The sequence below is a fragment of the Spartinivicinus poritis genome, from assembly GCF_028858535.1.
Lineage (GTDB): Bacteria > Pseudomonadota > Gammaproteobacteria > Pseudomonadales > Zooshikellaceae > Spartinivicinus > Spartinivicinus poritis.
This window is the reverse complement of sequence record NZ_JAPMOU010000003.1, coordinates 43,393-58,138: the sequence shown is the minus strand read 5'-3', so window position 1 is coordinate 58,138 and position 14,746 is coordinate 43,393. Positions and strand designations below refer to the sequence as shown.

The 14,746-nt window shown below is 38.2% G+C and carries 17 protein-coding genes; 13 read left to right on the top strand and 4 right to left on the bottom strand.

Annotation, left to right across the window (positions count from 1 at the left end):
- Positions 1-144 precede the first annotated feature (144 nt).
- Together ORQ98_RS03230 and ORQ98_RS03225 are read left to right on the top strand one after the other, a co-directional pair.
- Positions 145-609, top strand: coding sequence for a CesT family type III secretion system chaperone (locus ORQ98_RS03230; RefSeq protein WP_274687347.1), 465 nt, complete (start codon positions 145-147; stop codon positions 607-609).
- A gap of 243 nt (positions 610-852) precedes the next feature.
- Positions 853-1,803, top strand: coding sequence for a hypothetical protein (locus tag ORQ98_RS03225; protein ID WP_274687346.1), 951 nt, complete (start codon positions 853-855; stop codon positions 1,801-1,803).
- 194 nt (positions 1,804-1,997) lie between these two features.
- Here ORQ98_RS03225 and asnS read toward each other — a convergent pair whose 3' ends face one another.
- Positions 1,998-3,398, bottom strand: a complete 1,401-nt coding sequence (gene asnS, locus ORQ98_RS03220; protein ID WP_274687345.1) for an asparagine--tRNA ligase — start codon at positions 3,396-3,398, stop codon at positions 1,998-2,000.
- 286 nt (positions 3,399-3,684) lie between these two features.
- Between asnS and ORQ98_RS03215 the strand changes: the two genes are divergently transcribed.
- The 5 genes from ORQ98_RS03215 to ORQ98_RS03195 all read left to right on the top strand — a co-directional run bounded on the left by ORQ98_RS03215 (position 3,685) and on the right by ORQ98_RS03195 (position 6,626).
- Complete coding sequence (locus tag ORQ98_RS03215) at positions 3,685-4,395, top strand: substrate-binding periplasmic protein (RefSeq protein ID WP_274687344.1); 711 nt, start codon at positions 3,685-3,687, stop codon at positions 4,393-4,395.
- A gap of 42 nt (positions 4,396-4,437) precedes the next feature.
- Positions 4,438-4,809, top strand: a complete 372-nt coding sequence (locus ORQ98_RS03210) for a nuclear transport factor 2 family protein (protein ID WP_274687343.1) — start codon at positions 4,438-4,440, stop codon at positions 4,807-4,809.
- A 6-nt stretch (positions 4,810-4,815) separates the two neighbouring features.
- Positions 4,816-5,187, top strand: a complete 372-nt coding sequence (locus tag ORQ98_RS03205) for a hypothetical protein (RefSeq protein WP_274687342.1) — start codon at positions 4,816-4,818, stop codon at positions 5,185-5,187.
- A gap of 21 nt (positions 5,188-5,208) precedes the next feature.
- Complete coding sequence (locus ORQ98_RS03200) at positions 5,209-5,892, top strand: penicillin-insensitive murein endopeptidase (RefSeq protein ID WP_274687341.1); 684 nt, start codon at positions 5,209-5,211, stop codon at positions 5,890-5,892.
- A 182-nt stretch (positions 5,893-6,074) separates the two neighbouring features.
- Positions 6,075-6,626 (top strand): YdcF family protein, encoded by a 552-nt coding sequence (locus tag ORQ98_RS03195; RefSeq protein WP_274687340.1) that lies wholly within the window; start codon positions 6,075-6,077, stop codon positions 6,624-6,626.
- 34 nt (positions 6,627-6,660) lie between these two features.
- Here the strand turns inward: ORQ98_RS03195 and ORQ98_RS03190 are convergent, their stop codons facing one another.
- Complete coding sequence (locus tag ORQ98_RS03190) at positions 6,661-7,788, bottom strand: ABC transporter substrate-binding protein (protein ID WP_274687339.1); 1,128 nt, start codon at positions 7,786-7,788, stop codon at positions 6,661-6,663.
- Positions 7,789-7,898: 110 nt separating this feature from the next.
- Between ORQ98_RS03190 and ORQ98_RS03185 the strand changes: the two genes are divergently transcribed.
- The gene (locus ORQ98_RS03185) at positions 7,899-8,264 is read left to right on the top strand and encodes an ElyC/SanA/YdcF family protein (protein ID WP_342455179.1); all 366 of its coding nucleotides are present in this window, start codon (positions 7,899-7,901) and stop codon (positions 8,262-8,264) included.
- 128 nt (positions 8,265-8,392) lie between these two features.
- The gene (locus tag ORQ98_RS03180) at positions 8,393-9,172 is read left to right on the top strand and encodes a substrate-binding periplasmic protein (protein WP_274687338.1); all 780 of its coding nucleotides are present in this window, start codon (positions 8,393-8,395) and stop codon (positions 9,170-9,172) included.
- 177 nt (positions 9,173-9,349) lie between these two features.
- Here ORQ98_RS03180 and bla read toward each other — a convergent pair whose 3' ends face one another.
- The gene (gene bla, locus ORQ98_RS03175) at positions 9,350-10,300 is read right to left on the bottom strand and encodes a class A beta-lactamase (protein WP_274687337.1); all 951 of its coding nucleotides are present in this window, start codon (positions 10,298-10,300) and stop codon (positions 9,350-9,352) included.
- Between the two features lie 447 nt (positions 10,301-10,747).
- Here bla and ORQ98_RS03170 point away from each other — a divergent pair, with 447 nt between their 5' ends.
- From ORQ98_RS03170 to ORQ98_RS03160, 3 genes are all read left to right on the top strand, one after another.
- A complete protein-coding gene (locus ORQ98_RS03170; protein ID WP_274687336.1) occupies positions 10,748-11,071 on the top strand; it encodes a hypothetical protein in 324 nt (107 codons plus the stop codon).
- Positions 11,072-11,394: 323 nt separating this feature from the next.
- Entirely contained in the window at positions 11,395-11,958 is a 564-nt protein-coding gene (locus tag ORQ98_RS03165; RefSeq protein WP_274687335.1) for a GNAT family N-acetyltransferase, read from the top strand.
- A 7-nt stretch (positions 11,959-11,965) separates the two neighbouring features.
- Positions 11,966-12,364, top strand: coding sequence for an NUDIX hydrolase (locus ORQ98_RS03160; protein ID WP_274687334.1), 399 nt, complete (start codon positions 11,966-11,968; stop codon positions 12,362-12,364).
- A 66-nt stretch (positions 12,365-12,430) separates the two neighbouring features.
- Here the strand turns inward: ORQ98_RS03160 and ORQ98_RS03155 are convergent, their stop codons facing one another.
- On the bottom strand, positions 12,431-13,198 hold the full coding sequence (locus ORQ98_RS03155) for a sulfite exporter TauE/SafE family protein (protein ID WP_274687333.1): 768 nt from the start codon (positions 13,196-13,198) through the stop codon (positions 12,431-12,433).
- Between the two features lie 622 nt (positions 13,199-13,820).
- Here ORQ98_RS03155 and ORQ98_RS03150 point away from each other — a divergent pair.
- Positions 13,821-14,582: a substrate-binding periplasmic protein gene (locus ORQ98_RS03150; protein WP_274687332.1), complete on the top strand. Its 762-nt coding sequence runs from the start codon at positions 13,821-13,823 to the stop codon at positions 14,580-14,582.
- Positions 14,583-14,746: the final 164 nt, after the last annotated feature.

Here is a 14,746-nt window from a genome sequence, read left to right as displayed (position 1 = left end):
TAATTGTTGCAAGAATGAGCCGCCGGAGCGTCAATACCAGCCAAAGAGCTTGTACGAAAGGCATTCGGTGGCGCTAAGGGTTATATGCCGTATATATACTGTTGTATATACGACTGAAATCATGAATAAATCGGGAACAACTGGATGGATGTTGTAAAGACAATCAACCAATGGTTGGCACAAATCAGTACCAGTGACGCTAAGTTGACACTGGATGATGATGGGTGCTGCTGTCTTGAGTGTGAAAATGGCGCGCAATGTATCATTGAGGTAATACCTGAATCGGATCGAGGCTATTTTTACTCCCCTTTGGTCCAATTGCCAGAAACCAAAGAGCAACAGGCTGACCTATTAAAAGAGGTATTACATTTAAACCTATTTCAGTTGGATAATACGGTTTCTAGTATGGTGCTTGATAAACGAACGGGTTATGTGATGTTGGCCCGTGCTATCTCAGTTGAGAAAATGGATTTTAGTTTATTTCAGCAAGATCTGGCAGATTTTATTGAGGAAAGCATCGACTTACAAACGGAGTTGACCACCGTTGATTTTTCTTTCAGTGCATTTGAACAGCCACACACAGATGAGCCAGTTGCCCTTCGGGTGTAGCTCCTTTTTATTTTACCTTCCTAAATAATATTTCCAATATTTGCAAAATTCTTAAACAGGAATAATAACACTCTCTGTTCTTATAAGGGGGTGTTTTGGATTAACTGCATAACCTGTCACAAGGGTGGCATGGGAAGTGCCACAGATTAATTAATTAATACACTGGTGATAGTGACCTTAACCCCTCTACTAGGTACTCTTTAACCTGACTGGATTTGGATTAACTGGGTTAGAGCAAAATCAATGCACGCCTACCGAGAAATAGCGACTTATTTTAAACAAAGTTTTGTTCCTGATATTGTTCGGCCTGAAAGTAAAAGAATTAATGCAATACGTTCCGAAAGTAGGCTTTATCAGTTATTAGGCTTGGGCTATGTCAATGTACTGCTAGTCACAGGCTTTTTAGCGAATGATGTGGGTTCAGGGTTTATATTATTAACACTGGCCTCACTTGCTTATTTTATTTTAGTACTGTTGCTGTTGTTAGTTTATACCGCCAGTGATCGACGTATTCCTGAAAGTTTTGCTGAATATTATCATAAATTATATAAACATGTTGCATTTATTAATGACTGTAAAGCAAGAAATTATATGCAGCATGATGGAATTAATAAAAGTTTATTCCATTGTGGATTACTTTCGCGGCAAAAAGCTAAACCCAGTTGTCATTTAGGTTTTACAGGTGAATTAGAAGGTGTCCAGTACGATATTTGTGACTTGGAAATAGGGTTGGCTGATCAGCAGCTAGCCATTGAAACCACGGAGTGGCTACAGAGAGGAGCTGTATGGGGGACTCTAATTTCATTGAAAGTACCTCATCGTTTCAAAGGGATATTGTTAGCTGTATCACAGCAAATCCCAGGTTTAGAGGCATTGAGGGATGAGCAGTTGTTACCCTATACCGTTGATCATGGCTTGGGAGTTGGTAAAGAAGTATCACTTTATTATTCATCTGAGACAGCGGTGGATGCGGTAAAAGCTTCACCTTATTATCCGGCTATCAAAAAACTATTAAAAGGGGATCTGCCCATTGCGATTGGCTGTTATGCAAATCGAGTGGTGATTTTTATTGCTGATGAGTTTTATCTTACTTTATTTGAGCAGGAAAACTCTTATAAAAATTATGATGTGTTTTGTAAAACCTATCGTCATTACGACAGAAATATAGACATTGCGCAGTTATTCTGCCAATAATAAAAAGTGTAAGATATAGTTTTACCTGTCAGTACATTTAACTTTTTATGAGCTATTTTCAAAGCCGCCTTTAAGGCGGCTTTTTTCTTTTTGGCTTCGCAAGCTGTTTTGTTCAAGAGTTCGTCAGGTTGCGCAGAGGCCATAAACAATTATTAGAGGTGCCCATAAATAATGGTTAGGCGTTAAGCCAATAATTAGAAGGCAGCATTGCGACGAGTTCTTGGGAATGGAATGACATCACGTACATTAGCAACGCCGGTAATATAGGAAACCAGCCGCTCTAGGCCTAAGCCAAATCCACCATGAGGAACGGTGCCATAGCGACGTAAGTCACGATACCAGTCTAAGCTTTCTTTGGGGATGCCCATTTCGTCTAAACGCAGGTCTAGTTTGTCTAAGCGCTCTTCCCGTTGGGAGCCGCCAATAATTTCACCGATACCTGGGGCTAATACGTCCATCGCAGCCACTGTTTTATTATCATCATTCATCCGCATGTAAAATGCTTTAATCTCTTTGGGGTAATTGCTGACAACGACTGGTGCTTTAACATGCTCTTCGCTAAGAAAGCGCTCATGTTCTGTTTGTAAATCGATACCCCAGCTAACAGGATGCTCAAACTTTTTGCCTGAATCCTGGAGAATTTTAATGGCATCAGTGTAGTCAATTTCTACAAACTGGCTTTCTAAAATATGTTGTAGGCGAGAAATAGCCGTCTTTTCAATGCGCTTGGCAAAGAAGTCCATATCATCAGCACGTTCATTAAGTACTTTGTTAAAAACATACTTGAGCATATTTTCAGCCAGTTGAATCACATCGTTTAAGTCAGCAAAGGCAATTTCAGGCTCTACCATCCAGAACTCAGCTAAATGACGGCTGGTGTTGGAGTTTTCGGCACGGAAAGTGGGGCCAAACGTATATACTTTGCTCATCGCTAAACAATATGCTTCAACATTTAATTGGCCTGATACAGTTAAAAAAGACTCGCAGCCAAAAAAGTCCTGACTGAAGTCAATATTGCCTTGCTCTGTACGAGGCAAGTTGTGCATATCTAAAGCACTGACCCGAAATAGCTCTCCGGCACCTTCACAGTCGCTGGCTGTAATAATAGGTGTATGAATCCAGCAATAGCCGTTTTCATTGAAAAATTGATGAATGGCTTGTGATACCGTATTTCTTACCCGAGTGACAGCGCCAATTAAATTGGTGCGGGGTCTTAAGTGGGCGACCTCTCTAAGAAACTCAACAGTATGTGGCTTTGGTTGAATAGGGTAACTATCAGGGTTTTCAACCCAGCCAACAACTACCACTTGCGTGGCTTGAATTTCGAATGACTGTCCTTTGCCTTGTGACTGGACTAGTGTGCCAGTAATTGTCACTGCACAGCCACTGGTAATATGTAAAACAGTTTCTTCGTAATTATCTAACGCTTTAGGAACAACGACCTGAATGGGGTCAAAGCAAGAACCATCATGTACATTGAGAAATGAAATACCCGCTTTTGAGTCACGACGGGTACGGATCCATCCTTGAATCGTAATTTCACCACCTGAAGAAACTGCCCCTGCTAACGCCTCTTTAATGGAGGTAATGGCCATTAATGCATTGCTCCTGTTGTAATCTATTGAATGTTATCTGCTGAATCAGTGTACGCTGTGCAGCCGCTAAGCTGCCAACCTACTATTTCTTAAGCTATCTGACGATTATATCAGTGAATATTAGGAGACAGAAGGATGAGAGAAACGATCAAACTCATGGCTGGTGAACAGATAGTCTGATTGTCCCCTTGTCGGTTGTAAAATAATGTATTTATTAAAAAATACTTTTTGATAATGCTTTTCATTAGTTAGAATAACTACCCATACTGCAATGTCGTCTTTATTTATGCATTTTACGGTCAGTTGCCTATCAAGTTTAATTATCGCTATCTTATGTTTACCTGTCTGCTGGGCATCTCTTCCTGGTAAAATACTGCTGACAACGCATAATCAAGCGCCTTATGGTAGCTATCAGCCAGCAGGGCATTTTGATGGATTGGCGTACCAAGTGGTTGAGTGTGCGTTGGGTCAGTTAGGAGTGGCGTTTGACTTACGTGTGTTACCTTGGAAAAGGGCCCAGCGCGAAGTCGTTACTGGAATAGCTGATGGCTTCTTTGCTGCATCACAAAACGCTGAGCGGGATAAATATGCAATAAAGTCGAGAGATATTTTAGCGCAACAATGGACTTGGTATTTTCTTAAGAGCGCTAAGGTCAAGCCAACAAATAAACAATTTAAGGCCCAAGCAAGAGTTAGCAGTTTTTTGGGGGCGAATATGCATAGCTACTTAAAACAGAAAGGTTATCAAGTGCTAACTGTTCCTCCTACGAGTACTAAACAGCTAGTGCAAATGTTAAAGCTTAAGCGGATTGATGCTGCGTTAGCCAGTAGTGATGTTATGGAGCATGTGCTGAAAGATAACCGTTGGTATGGTCTGTTGATTGCTGAGCCTTTTAAGTCAAAACCATTGGCTGTTTATTTTGCTATCCCCTTTATTACACGATATCCTGCATTTTTAACGGCATTTAATCAGCAAGTAACGAACTGTCGTATGTAATGGGCAGTTTTAATCACTATACACAAATGAAGTATGGATGCTATGCAAACGTTACAGTTAGCAGAACACCTAATTGATTTAGAAAAACAGCTTCACTCTACAGGGGCAAGGCACTCAGTTGAAGCATTAAGTTGCCTTATCGCTGATGACTTTATTGAGTATGGTGCATCAGGAGATTGTTTTGGTAAGCAGGAAGTACTTAAGTGGTTGCCACTTGAGCAAAATGTTGAAATAACCGCCTTTGATTTTCAATGTCGACTTTTAGCAGATGATGTTGCCCAAGTGACTTATCGGTCTGTCAGAAAGTTAGCACAAGCAAGTGATAGATATACTTTAAGAAGCTCAATCTGGAAAAAAACAGGTAGACATTGGCAAATGATTTTCCACCAAGGCACACTCAGTAGTAGTTTTTAACAAATAATGAAAGCTGATTATTTAGTCATTGTTTTAGGTGTTATTGCATTAGTCTTTGCATTGATAGCTGATTATGGTTCACAGCACTGGTTTGAAGGCGAAACACTGCATCAGGCGTATTTGAATGTTAAAGGGGAGTTAGCGTCCAACGCCACCAAAACAGAGCCTGCATTCAAAGCACCGGTATCTCCCATCATTGATCTACTGAGTTTGGTAAAATACCTCTATGCATTGGCTGCTATTCTCGGTGTAAGCGGGCTATCAACAGCTGTTGTTGTGCGTATTAAAGGCATAAAATCATTAGCCAGTCGAATTGGGTTAGCAACCAATGCCGCTGGGCTGATCATTATTTGTTTTATACCCAACCCTTGGCTGTGATTAAGATATTACCAATTTAAGATGAAATTTTTGTTAGTTGTTATAGTTGCTTTACCATTTGACGCTTACGCTGCTGATACCAGCACCTGTTATGGAACGACCGCTAATGGCAGATTGCAAAACGGTGTTCAGTTGCCCAGTGAAGGTGAAAATTTTATTGGCTATAGTATTGTTGCTCAGTTAGCAGGGCGGACCTATGTGCATTCGTCAGTAAAAGCGATTATCGTTAATGCCTATGCACAACTAAAGCAATCATTGCCTGATAAAGTGTTTAAATATGCCGAAACAGGCTTTTCTGAGGGCGGTAAATTCTCACCCCATAAAACCCATCAAAATGGCTTATCAGTCGATTTTATGGTGCCTGTTGTAAACTCAAAAGGTGAGTCAGTCCATTTACCAACCACACCATTAAATAAGTTTGGCTATGACATTGAGTTTGACAAAAATAGTGAGTTTGATAAATATAAAATCGATTATAACGCGTTCGCTGCTCATCTTGTTGCCCTGCATAAGGCCGCGAGAGAACAAGGCCATGATATTTGGCGAGTGATATTTGATCCTACGTTACAACCAAATTTATTCAAAACCAAATACGGTAGCTACTTACGTAATAATATCCAATTTTCTCAAAAGCGTTCCTGGGTAAGGCATGATGAGCATTATCATGTGGATTTCGATGTGCCTTGTAAGTATTGGAGACGATAGCTGGGATAAAAGAGCATGTCAGCAGCTTGGCTTCGATTTTGTGTTAATGGGTAATAAGGTAAATCATGAGTCCTGTTTTAAGGACTGTAAATCAACTAATGAACTTATGGCATGTATCGGCTTAACTATTTGACACTGAAGATCATGAGCAGATTGTACATGCTTTCATTTTCGAGATTGAGATGCTTAAAAAGCTTATTTACTCATTAAGTATTGTTTATTTAACTGCCATGGTTACATTATATGTTGACTCAATCGAAGAGGGTGAAGTGCAAGCTGACTACGGCATAGTATATGGAAACAAAGTAAACCCAGACGGTACTCCCTCCAAAAGACTAAAAGCGAGGCTAGATGCATCAATCGCACTGCTTGAAAGAGGTCAGGTTAGGGCGCTGGTGGTGAGTGGTGGAACCGGAAAAGAAGGCTTCAGTGAAGCTGACGTCATGCAGCACTACCTACTGAAAAGTGGCATTCCAAATGGTGCAATCATTGTTGATGCTGATGGTTACACGTCAAGCCAGACCTCTAAGAATGCATTTGGCCTTGTTGAAAAAGGCAGTCGCGTAATAGCTATATCACAGTGCTACCACCTATCTCGTGCCAAGCTGTCACTCCGAAATGCTGGATTTATTACGGTTTATGGTTATTGCCCAGATTACTATGAGCTAAGGGATATCTACTCAATCGTGAGAGAGGTTCCTGCTTGGTTAAAATACTGGTTTCAAGGGTTATAAAGGCATCATCGGGTAAGCGGGGGTATATAACCTGCTATCCCCCTGAATCCAAATGGTTTAAAACAGAACGTACACTAAAGTCATATTTATCTATATTTTTATTATAAACTTTACTGAAATATTTAAAATCAATTTTATCCCAGTCTTCATCCCCTAACTTTGACAAATACCGATTTAAGTTATTTTTATTAAGCTCGTCAAATATTTTCATTTTAAGTTTTAGGCCTTCGGTATAGATAAAGTCCTTTCCAAAATGATAGTCATGTAACATTACTAGACTCCATCCCCCTATCATAAAGTGTCCTCCCATACTTATAACCATTGAGCCATCACTAATCTTTTGTAAAGCTGCTTTTTTCCAATTTATACCACCAAACATAATGTCCTTGCCGGGAGTTTTACCAGACCTAATTACACTTTCTATTGCGCCTAAAGCCATTTCATCATTAGCAGCCCAAAAAATATTAATATCAGAATATCGCTTAAGAATAAGGTTTGTCCTTCTATAGGCTTCTTGCTTTTGCCAGTTACATGGAATAACCTGCTTGATAGAAACATTACTGTAATTTAATACAGCCCCTCTTAATCCGTTAACTCGCTCAATACTAGCAGGGGTAGCAGTATCACCTGACAAAGCAATTATATTGATCGTTTTTTTTACTTTTTTAAGGTCTCTCTTCAGGTAGTCCTCAATCATGGCTTTAGCCAACTGATGTCCAGCAAAGTAATTGTCAGGTGTCAACTCGCCTATCCAATTTGGATATTTCTCACGAGGTTGGCCAAATATAGATGTTTGCTCCTCAGTCAGACCATTAGCCATCAAAAAAATCTTTACTTTTGATTGGCTAGTGGACTTTATTATTTTTCCTGCCATGCGCTTATAGTTGTCTATAATCATGTAATCAGGTTTAACGTCTCGTTTGACGACATTTTCAGCCATACGCCTCATAACCATATAATCCATTCCTGCGTATAGCACCTCAAGATTTATGTTTAAATCCTGAGCAGCTGCACGCATAAATGATTCTACTTTTGGCCAAAAAAAACCTTTAGGCAGGCAGCAACTGATAAAAACAACACTTATCTTTTCATTTGTTCGAGCGCTGCTTGTACAGGCAAGTAATAACGCTAAAATGAGTACGCTAAATTTATACCAAAACATCTTTTTCTACTAAGTAAAACTCATTGTTATGTAGTTATTATAGTTGTAACTGAAGAGTACCTGGGTAGGTATGATATGATAATGCCTATCAAACCACCCAGTCACCATCAATCGCACTGCTTGAAAGTAGTCAGGTTAGGGCGGTGGTGAGTAGTGGAATGGGAAAAGAAGGCTTCAGTGAAATTGACGTTATACAGTACTACCTATTGAAAAGTGGCATTCCAAATGGTGCAATCATTGTTGATGCTGATGGTTACACGTCAAGCCAGACCTCTAAGAATACATTTGGCTTTGTTGAAAAAGGCAGTCGCGTAATAGCTATATCACAGTGCTACCACCTATCTCGCACCAAGCTGTCACTCCGAAATTCTGGATTTATTGTGGTTTATGGTTATTGCCCTGATTACTATGAGCTAAGGGGTATCTACTTGGTAACTATCAATACAACCAGTAGCTACATACTCAGGTATTCCTAACCCAGTGATGCTAGTCTATAAATAAATCCTAGGATACGATGAGCTAGGAGCTAGACATTGTCAAAAAAACACGTAACACCAAGGAACAAAGAGCTTATAATCAATTACTAGGTAGCCCCATTATTCAAATGACTCGTTTAGTGAAATTGTTATCTATTTTATCTTTGTTTTTTCTAAAAACAGCATTTGTTAATGCTGATAAAATTCAGATTTTATCGGAAGAGAACTCCCTTTATTTTGTTGAAAATAGATCAATTCGAGGTGAACTTGCAGAATTGGCTATGATAACCATTGTTTATGCAGGGTTTATTGATTATGAATTTGATATTAAACCATGGGCAAGGGTTTACACTATGGCATTAGAAAAAGAAAATATACTTGTAATGTCTATGGTTAGATCAAAAGAACGTGAAAAGCTATTTCATTGGGTAGGTCAAGTTCTTCCATTAACGTATGGATTTTATAAGCTTAAATTTAGAGATGATATTGATATATATAATTTAAAGGATGCAAAAAAATTCACTATTGGAGTTATGAGAAATGATGTAAGACATCAATACTTAGTAAAAAATGGCTTTAAAAATTTAATCCTTAATAATAAATATGATCAAAATCTTAAAATGTTATTAGCAAATAGGTTTGATTTAACTCCTGTGAGTAATATTGGTGTATTTCAATTTTGTCAGTCTAATAAAACATTAGACTGCTCTTTACTGCAAAATGCCTATACCCTTAAGGGTTTTACACAAGGAATTTTTATGGCATATAGTAAAAAAACACCTATAAGTATAGTTAATAAAACAAGGGAAGCTTTCAACGAAGTGAAAAAAATTGGCATTTACAAGGCAATAATGAGTCGTAGGTTAAGCAAATTTATAGATAGTGATTTCAGAGCACTATCAAACTAAACTAAGTTGATTTCAAGATTAAGGTGAATTGACATTGAAAAATGTTAGTCATTTTTTTGAATGGTGACTCATTTATGTGCATACTCTACTTTAACTACCCTTTACTGTTGAAAACAACAGGTACTAAAAGGTTGATTTTTGATCAAGCACACTTTTGAGTCACTCAATGTGTATATGTTAGTTGTCTTTGTTTTCTGAAATAATTTGTTCTACTATGAGTGTGCCAACATCAGCAAAAAGCTTATCTATCTTCAACTTTACAGTCTTGATCTCTTCTTCAGTAGCGCCTGGATGTGTCACATCTGTAACATAAATTGCAGCTATTATAGGGCTTCTATGTGGTGGCCAGATAATAGAGACTATTCCTTTTGAACCATCTGAAGCTGCTCCTGTTCGATCACCCACTTCCCAGTGGGATGGAATTCCAGCTCTCAGTTGGTTACTGCTGTATTTGTTAGACTTCAACCAGTTAATCATTATGTTCTTATGTCTCGGATCAGATAGTTCATCACCTAATACAAATTTATTTATTGTTTCAGCAATTGCTTGAGGTGTTGTTGTATCTTTATCGCCATCAGCATAATTAAGTTTTGGTTCTAATCTGTCTAATCGCGTCCTATCATCTCCAATTGAGCGTAAATACGTTGTTAGTTGATTGGGTCCACCGAGTGAGGTAAGCACCATATTTGCAGCTGAATTATCACTTTGAGCCATTACTACATCGCACAGCTTCTTCATTGAAATTTGCTCGCCTACATGTTTTGCAGTATAGGGATTCCATGAGTTGGCAATGATATCCTCCTGTTCTATAGTAAGCATTCGATCTAAATTTTCGTCTGACGTCTCTACACGAGCTAACACCATCCCACATGCCAAAGCCTTAAAGGTACTCATCATCCTAAACCGACTTTCATGGTTATATAGCCAAGTCGTATTGGTTTGAGTATCTAAAATATAGACACCTAAACGCCCATTTACACTTTGCTCTAACCTCTGAAAATCTTGTTCTAGTTGGGTATTTATAGTGACATTAGTGTTGGTCGGACTCGAAGAGTTATAGCTTGTGCAGCCATACATGGTAAAAGATAGGCAGCAAATAAAAAAACTAGTAAAGGAAAATTTAAACAAATTCTTATACTCCAATTTAATTATTACAAGTTAGCGCATCGGCAGTAATCAGGCTAGATTTTATAAAAAATAGTTTTGGCATTATTTTTTATAAGATTTAAAACATTACCTTTCACTATTTGATTTCATACAAATAATTGCACACTAGAAGACCATTATAGCCTTACTAGGAGTAAATAAAGTGATTTTTTAAGGTAAACTATGGCGAAAAATGGCATAGCTCAATCCCAGTGAATAACTGCTTGCTCCAGCAGTTTAGTGCTCTAATGAAGTCGCCCAGTTGTTGTTGATAAACGCAGTAACTTAGCTTCATGCCACACAGTCTATTTTTGGTTGAGACCCTAGCCAACCCTCTTTTTCAGCAGGCTGCTAAACTAACCATGAATGGTAACTTGGTATACATAGGTGCAAGTCAGCCATTGAAAGTTGACTGAAAGTTAAGATTTTATGAGTTTTTTTCGATCTAAAACAGATGCTACGTGTGCCACTAAAATTGGGTTATCAGGCAGTTTAATCATCTTGATTGTTTTTACTCTTTCGGTTTCCAAACTCGTTGTGTCTGATACCTTTAAGATTCTTTTTGATCAGGCAAATGCCAAACCTTATGCATTTATTGAAGATAAGCAGCTGGTTAGAGGCATTATTAAGGATCTTGGTGACACTATTGCTCGAGAGCTGGCGATTGATGTGGATTATGTTTTGATACCCCGAAAAAGATATGATTGGGCGTTGATGGTAAGGAAAGTACACCTATCTCTACAAAGCAACTGAATCCATTGATCAGGGATCTACACTCAAATGGAACACTAAAGGCAATATTCGATAAGTATCGGTAATCGATTATTGGAAGTGAGGAGGAGCACTAGGTAGCTTTAAGAGCCATATGGTTGACTTTTATACACGATAGAAAAGTTAGGCCTATCTGGGAGTTTTCGTCAAATAAGGTCGCAGTTGTACGTCAGAGTGATGTTCATTAATAGTTAAAAATTCAAGGAGGTCATGTGGCCAGAGTTGAAGTTGGCAAAGGTAGTCGCATTGCCTTAGTTACTATATTCTAACTAGCTTTTACGACACGTTGTTTGGAAGTAGTATAAATGGTTGAAATAGCAACACTTAAAACAGAGCGGTTAACACTTCGCCAATGGCAGTCGGAGGATTATAAGTTCTTTGCTGCTCTCAATGCTGATCCTGTAGTTATGAAGTACTTTCCCAGTTGTTTATCAGCTGTGCAAAGTGATGCATTTGCGGATAAATTAGTCTCTTTGATTGCCAAACGAGGATGGGGATTATGGGCGGTAGAGTTAAAAGATACTGCACAATTTATTGGTTTTGTGGGCCTTCATCAACCTGAAGCGGAGCTGCCTTTTACCCCTTGTGTTGAAATTGGTTGGCGCTTGGCTAAAGCATATTGGGGAGTTGGTTATGCAACAGAAGCCGCACAAGCTGCATTACAGTTTGCGTTTGATACGTTGAACTTGAATGAAGTGGTTTCTTTTACATCAGTAACTAATAAACAATCACAAGCGGTGATGCAAAGGCTGGGGATGGTCAATACCAGGCAAAATTTTGAGCACCCTAGTGTGTCTGCAGAAAGCCCATTACGGGAGCATGTGTTGTATAAAATCACTAAGCAGCAATGGTCTACCCTTCGTGAATGAGATAACAATGAAAGAAATAGATAAGTTGGCATGGATTTTTATAAAAGATAAAAAAATACTGGGTACTCGATCTAAAGGTAAAGATACATACTATATTCCTGGAGGAAAACGGGAAGTGGGTGAAACAGACCAAGCAGCACTTATTCGAGAAATTAAAGAAGAATTATCAATCGAGCTTAAACCTGAGACGCTTGAATATATAGCAACATTTAAAGCGCAAGCCCATGGTCGTTCAGAAGGTACTCAGGTTAAGATGACCTGCTATTTAGCAGAGTTTAGTGGTGAAATTCGAGCTCATGCTGAAATTGAGGAAGTAAAATGGTTAGGTCATCAGGATAAACAGAACTGCTCATTAGTATCAAGTAAGATAATGGAGTGGCTATATAGCAAGGGGCATATAGCATGATACTAGAAGTAGAACACTACACTTGTGTTTACAGTAATGAATGACGAAAAACATCATTATAAGCGACTAAAACAAAAGCCCTTTCATCTTGTTAATAAGTTGAACGAGTGACAGTCCTAAAAAGAATGTGATAGACCATCGAAGTTTTCGATCACTTACTTGGTGATGCAGGTGAGTACCGATATAACTGCCTATGATGACGGCTGGCGTGATGATAATAACCCATAGCCAGGGTATTAAGTCGCAAAATAATCGGGGCATCAAACTGCTACTGACTGAGAATGCCCCAATAATGCCAGCTGAGCTGACCACTTGGCGTATGGGTAGGCCTATAATATAAGCGAAAAAAGGAATAAAAAAGAAAGCACCACCTTGGCCAATGACACCATTTAATAATCCGATACCTAATGAGGTAGAAAATAATAGTGAATGATTTGACCCGTTATATGCAACAAAATTAGGTACAGTAATACTAATAATCAAAGCAAAAGACAGCATTAATGTAAATGTTGTTAAAATCCATAACTCACCAAGCTGTAATATAAAGCAACTAGACGTCATTGCTCCTAGCCCCATAGGGACGCCAATAGTACAGCCAAACTTTACACTTTGAGTATGCTGGCGATGAAAATACCAGCTGCTGATCGAGCCGATCAGCCCTTGTGCTGCAGTAATGCCTGTTATCTGCTCTAAACTCAGTACATTGCCAGTCATTATAGGTGCTAATAGGATTAGCGCAGGAGCAAGAAATACGCCCCCGCCGAAACCCAAAAATCCAGCAATAAAGCCTGTGGTGAGCCCAAGCCCGAGGATGATGATGGTAAAAATGATCACAATAAAATCACTATTGAATTTTCATTTTAAAATTATAAATAACTTATAAGAAAAAGAGTCAACGGTTGATAACCTGTATTTCAAGTTGTGTAGTCATAAAGTTTCATATATACAATTTTTCCATCTGATTAAGATAGAAATACAACAATTGACATCTTTTTAGATGATATTGCGCTGATTTAGAGTAGCAGCTTGTATTTGCTCTTCAAATTAAAGTTCTTGTGGTTTGACTTGAAAGTCTATGTTGGACTTTAGGAAACCTCCAATGATTGTTTAAATGATTAGAGGGTACTTTATCCGGCTTCATTCAGTACCAGTTGATATGAACGATTAATGGCTACATGGCTTGTTGTGAGAAGCTAATATGGTTGTTTTATATACAGTGAATGGTGGGGGTTGGCTAGACTGAAAAACATACGATGTAGCTATTATGTGATGTATTTCAAATAATGAAGCTGTTTACTTTTTAACAAAATAATTAAGACATTTTCAATATACCAACTGATTCAACTAATTTTACATAACGAATGAGCTATCTGTTGGTCTGAATAAACCAGGTCAGACTGTTTTTCGTATACATTCGAAACATGTTACAATTAATACTAAGCTTAATGAGGCTAGTATGAAGAGATTGTTTTTTACACTATTAATGGTTGCTTACTGTTTACCACAGATTGCATTTGCTAACTTGAAAATATTGCGAAGTGATTTCAGAGATATACCACCATTAATGTATGAGCAAGATGGAGAACCAACTGGTGCATTAGTGGATATTTTAAATGCGGCAGCGGAAGAGCTTGGTTACCAAGTGATCTGGCGAAAGTCTTCTATGGACAGGACTTTACGAGATGTAAAAACAGGATTGGTAGATATCATACCGAATGTACCTGATAAGCTGCAAACAGATGAGGTTGTCGAGTTTGTTAAACCGATTGGCGAACAGCAGCATAAAACCTACTTTTTAGTTAAAGAGGCTAGTCAAATAGAGGTAGGGCGCTTTGTTACTCTGGAGAAGTTTAAATTCAGGCTCGGATTAATTCAAGGTAACTCCTATTTTAAAGCACTTGACCAAGCGGAGACGCTAAGAAAAATTTATTATCGGTCTTTACCTGCTTTAATTAAAGCATTTGATGAAAGAAAAATTCATATTTTAACGGCATCTGAAACAGAAATTGTAGACGTTGAAAAGCTATTAAACGATAAAAATATAAGTTTTAGATATTTAAACTATCGGCCAAAAGGCATAATTTTGCATAACTATGCTGTTGCCAAAGGGTCTCCTCATGCAGTATTAAAGGATAAATTTAATAAAGTAATACAAGAGTTGGTTGAATCGGGGAAAGTAAGAGACTACTTTACTAAATATAAAGTTGAAATAAAATAACGTATTATCCTTTAAGACTATCAATTAGTGGGTTTGTATAGATCACTCTGTTTCATTTCAAACAGATGGGTTGGCTGCCTTCTCATCACCCACACAAAAAAAAATTTTGTATGACATTATGTGATGGGGCTTGAATTTCTTTGTTGTCGCCTACTAATGCATTA

Excerpts from the sequence above, each read along its gene's own strand:
- ORQ98_RS03230 (WP_274687347.1), top strand. The coding sequence starts at position 145 with ATGGATGTTGTAAAGACAATCAACCAATGGTTGGCACAAATCAGTACC.
- ORQ98_RS03225 (WP_274687346.1), top strand. The coding sequence starts at position 853 with ATGCACGCCTACCGAGAAATAGCGACTTATTTTAAACAAAGTTTTGTT.
- asnS (WP_274687345.1), bottom strand. The coding sequence starts at position 3,398 with ATGGCCATTACCTCCATTAAAGAGGCGTTAGCAGGGGCAGTTTCTTCA.
- ORQ98_RS03215 (WP_274687344.1), top strand. The coding sequence starts at position 3,685 with ATGCATTTTACGGTCAGTTGCCTATCAAGTTTAATTATCGCTATCTTA.
- ORQ98_RS03210 (WP_274687343.1), top strand. The coding sequence starts at position 4,438 with ATGCAAACGTTACAGTTAGCAGAACACCTAATTGATTTAGAAAAACAG.
- ORQ98_RS03205 (WP_274687342.1), top strand. The coding sequence starts at position 4,816 with ATGAAAGCTGATTATTTAGTCATTGTTTTAGGTGTTATTGCATTAGTC.
- ORQ98_RS03200 (WP_274687341.1), top strand. The coding sequence starts at position 5,209 with ATGAAATTTTTGTTAGTTGTTATAGTTGCTTTACCATTTGACGCTTAC.
- ORQ98_RS03195 (WP_274687340.1), top strand. The coding sequence starts at position 6,075 with ATGCTTAAAAAGCTTATTTACTCATTAAGTATTGTTTATTTAACTGCC.
- ORQ98_RS03190 (WP_274687339.1), bottom strand. The coding sequence starts at position 7,788 with ATGTTTTGGTATAAATTTAGCGTACTCATTTTAGCGTTATTACTTGCC.
- ORQ98_RS03180 (WP_274687338.1), top strand. The coding sequence starts at position 8,393 with ATGACTCGTTTAGTGAAATTGTTATCTATTTTATCTTTGTTTTTTCTA.
- ORQ98_RS03170 (WP_274687336.1), top strand. The coding sequence starts at position 10,748 with ATGAGTTTTTTTCGATCTAAAACAGATGCTACGTGTGCCACTAAAATT.
- ORQ98_RS03165 (WP_274687335.1), top strand. The coding sequence starts at position 11,395 with ATGGTTGAAATAGCAACACTTAAAACAGAGCGGTTAACACTTCGCCAA.
- ORQ98_RS03160 (WP_274687334.1), top strand. The coding sequence starts at position 11,966 with ATGAAAGAAATAGATAAGTTGGCATGGATTTTTATAAAAGATAAAAAA.
- ORQ98_RS03150 (WP_274687332.1), top strand. The coding sequence starts at position 13,821 with ATGAAGAGATTGTTTTTTACACTATTAATGGTTGCTTACTGTTTACCA.